The sequence below is a fragment of the Nostocoides australiense Ben110 genome (assembly GCF_001050535.1).
Taxonomy (GTDB): domain Bacteria; phylum Actinomycetota; class Actinomycetes; order Actinomycetales; family Dermatophilaceae; genus Nostocoides_A; species Nostocoides_A australiense.
In genome coordinates, this window is record NZ_HG764815.1 from 3,405,131 (window position 1) to 3,408,423 (window position 3,293).

The window sequence follows — 3,293 nt, forward strand, 5'->3', positions numbered from 1 at the left end:
CTAGGGAAGCGCTGATCTTTAGGACTGTGCGGCCTGTTGGCTGGCTCGGCCGGGCGGGTCGGGAAATGATGGGGTCGTGGACAGTGAGCAGCTCTCCTTCACCGACGTCGAGTACGGCAACCGGCGGCGGGTTTCGCGCCGGGAGAAGTTCTTGGAGCAGATGGACGCCACGATCCCGTGGGGTCGGTGGGTGGGGTTGATCGAGCCCCACTACTTCCAGGACAGGCCTGGTAAGCGGGGCCGTAAGGCCACGCCGATCGGCACGATGCTGAGGATGTATCTGCTGCAGGTGTGGTTCAACCTCTCCGATGAGGGCGTGGAGGAGGCGATCTACGACTCCTATGCGATGCGGAAGTTCATGGGCCTGGATTTCGCTGTCGAGCAGGTCCCCGATGCGACCACCCTGCTCCACTTCCGCCACCTGTTGGAGGAGCACCACCTGGGGGAGAAGTTGTTTGCGGCGCAGAACGAGGTCTTCGAGGAGCGGGGGTGGATCATGCGGGGCGGTTCGATTGTGGATGCCACGATCATCGCCGCGCCATCCTCGACGAAGAACGCCACCGGTACCCGGGATCCGGAGATGCACCAGACCAAGAAGGGCAACCAGTGGTACTTCGGCATGAAGGCCCACATCGGCGCCGACGCGGGCACCGGGTACGTCCACTCGGTCACCGCGACCGCCGCGAACGTGCACGACCTGGACGAGGCAGCCAACCTGGTGCGGGACGATGACGAGGTCGCCTACGCCGACGCGGGCTACCAGGGTGCTCAGAAACGGCCCGAGATCACCGGCGACGAACACCGCTCGAAGATCCATTGGCGGGTCGCGGCCCGCAAGGGCACGTTGAAGACGATGCACGCCCACGACCGGGACGTGGAGTCACGACAGGCGGGTGTGCGGGCCAAGGTCGAGCATCCCTTCTTGATCGTCAAGCGCGACTTCGGGTTCACCAAGACCCGGTACCGCGGGATCGGCAAGAACCTCAACCACCTCCATGTCCTGTTCGCCTCAGCGAACTGGCTGATGCGAGCCCGTGCCGTCGCCCTCACCGAGGCGACGGCATAGCGGCAGCCTGCCCGAAACCGCCCAGAGGGCCCCCGTAACCGGGGCCAGGATCCATGCTCAAGCAGGCCATCGCCACGATCCCGACGCCCCCACGACATCCCTCGCCCGCCCGACCACGAATCGCCCGTTGATCAGCGGTTCCCTAGGTCTCACATGACGCTGATGGCGGGACGTGGGGGCGAGGGTGATAGCGAACGGCCGCCAGTCAGCCGCCCGAGGCGTACAGCCGGTTGTCCGCCGTGAGCACGGTCAACGGCGTCACGGGCCCGTCGAGGTCGGCTTGCCCGGGGATGTCGATCCACTCCGAGCCGTTCAAGGAGACCTGGCCGGTGAGCGTCGCGTGGATCTGGGTGGTGTAGACGCCCGCGTCGGTGTATGCCTTCACGATGTTGCCGGTCGGGTATGGCCCGCCAAGGTCCGTAGTGGGCCCGAACGAGGTGCCGTCGCCGAAGTCGTAGACGACGGACTTAAACTGTGGCTTGATGCGCACCGTCAGCCCAAACCAATCGGCCGGGTTGAGGCTGTCGACCTCCTCTGGCTCGTACCCCTGCTCGCTCCACTTCATGGCGAAGTAGTTGTCAAGTCGAATCAGTGTCCGTCCGTCCGGGGGCTGCATCCCGATCAGCGGCTTAGCGAACGGGGTGCGATGGAAGGCGTTCTGGACGTCACCCATAGTGGGAGTTCGTGGGCCAGGCACCAGCTCTGGCCAGCAGGTGACGGCGGCGCGCTCCCACGGGTCATCCGAGCCCGCCAACCTGCGAAATACGTAAGCTGCCGGACCATCCCCTCCGTAAGGGGAAGTGTCGCAATAGATTTGCGCGGCGTTGCACAAGTCATCATGTCCAGGCTCTTTACTATTGTTGCCTGGGCAAAGCGTTGATATGCCGTAGGCGTACCAAGGGGCACTGCCGCCCGGGCCTAAGCCAAGCGGCAATTTCCATGTCGTTTCCCCACCGATCTCGATGCTGTGAGGATCAGTATCACAGGTCTTGATTATTGGGTTGCAGGCCAGAATCGGTTCTGCGAGGAACAGAGTCGGAGCGCCCATTGCGACCGCCCAAGTGGTGAGCAAAGCAGCTGACCTCTTCATCCGAGGTCTCCGATAACCTTCATTTTCCACTCGAAACCGTTCCAAGTGGGCCGAAGTAGGAAACTGGCCTTCTCCGAATCCTGTTTGTCCCTGACCTCGCCGGAACTCGACAGGCGCCACGACTCTAGAAGCAATAAGTCCGCCTTCACGCGGACGTCCTTAGAGGTCCAGGCAACGATAGATGTGGTCGATACGGAGAGTAAGGCAGGGGCGAATCGCTCGCTCTTGCTCAGGAGGTCATTTGCGAGGATTATGTACTGATCGCACTGTTTGCAATCAGTCTCGCTGATCGGAATTAGCGGTTCGGCGTCGGGTTTTGTTAAGGCATAGTTGACTACGGCCCAGTAGTACTCTACAAATGCAACGGCGCCTGCCTCACTATTCTCTTTCGCCCCCTTTGGGAATTTCGGCTTCACCGGCACATACGCCTCGCTCGTTGCGGACTCGCTGGCGCTCGCCGACGTGCTGCTCGACGAGGCCGGAGACGACGAACTCGTCGGGGCCGGACTCGTGCTCGTCACCGACGCCGTCGCCGCCGACGTCGTCGGATCCGAGCCGCCGTCACACCCAGCCAGCAGGGCGCCACAGACTATGACGACCACGCAAGCCCCTGCGCGGGCGCTGCCAATTCGAGCCATTCCCAACCTCCCGACGGGCGGCTTCCCGGGGGCCGCCCACGACGTGTCCTGGCCTCCACCTTGACCCAGGTCGCCCGATCTCGCCACCGGAACGCCCTCTTATCCACAGCCACGCTTCGGATGCGAACGACTTGTGATCCCCGCCACGCCGCCGCCGACGCCCCCCAGACCCCTCGCGTCCGCCCGCACCCAGGCATAGGCTGGCGACTACCGCGGGTCAACGACGACAGCGTCAACGACGACGCCCACCGCGTCGTCCGGGGATCGCCACGCGAAGCCGGACCTCAGCCACCCCCAGTCGCCCGCCGTGATCAGGGTCGACCCGGGAGTGGCCCCCGAGTTATCCACTTTTTCCGGATCACCGGTATCCAATCGGCGCATCCGGGCGTCTCATGGTGCAAAGGCACCAATGAGGGGGTTGTGATGACCAAGCAAGAGAGCGAGACCCGCGCCGCCGTCGCCGCCGTGACGCTCGCGGCGGTCCACCGACGCGACCACC

The 3,293-nt window shown here is 64.0% G+C and carries 3 protein-coding genes; 1 reads left to right on the forward strand and 2 read right to left on the reverse strand.

Annotation, left to right across the window (positions count from 1 at the left end):
- Positions 1-76 precede the first annotated feature (76 nt).
- Positions 77-1,066 carry an IS5 family transposase gene (locus BN11_RS16570; protein WP_048699457.1) on the forward strand — a complete coding sequence of 330 codons (990 nt, stop codon included), beginning with the start codon at positions 77-79 and terminating at the stop codon, positions 1,064-1,066.
- Between the two features lie 205 nt (positions 1,067-1,271).
- Here BN11_RS16570 and BN11_RS16575 read toward each other — a convergent pair whose 3' ends face one another.
- Positions 1,272-1,739 carry a hypothetical protein gene (locus tag BN11_RS16575; RefSeq protein WP_048699458.1) on the reverse strand — a complete coding sequence of 156 codons (468 nt, stop codon included), beginning with the start codon at positions 1,737-1,739 and terminating at the stop codon, positions 1,272-1,274.
- A 413-nt stretch (positions 1,740-2,152) separates the two neighbouring features.
- Positions 2,153-2,758: a DUF6318 family protein gene (locus BN11_RS23010; RefSeq protein WP_157044233.1), complete on the reverse strand. Its 606-nt coding sequence runs from the start codon at positions 2,756-2,758 to the stop codon at positions 2,153-2,155.
- Positions 2,759-3,293: the final 535 nt, after the last annotated feature.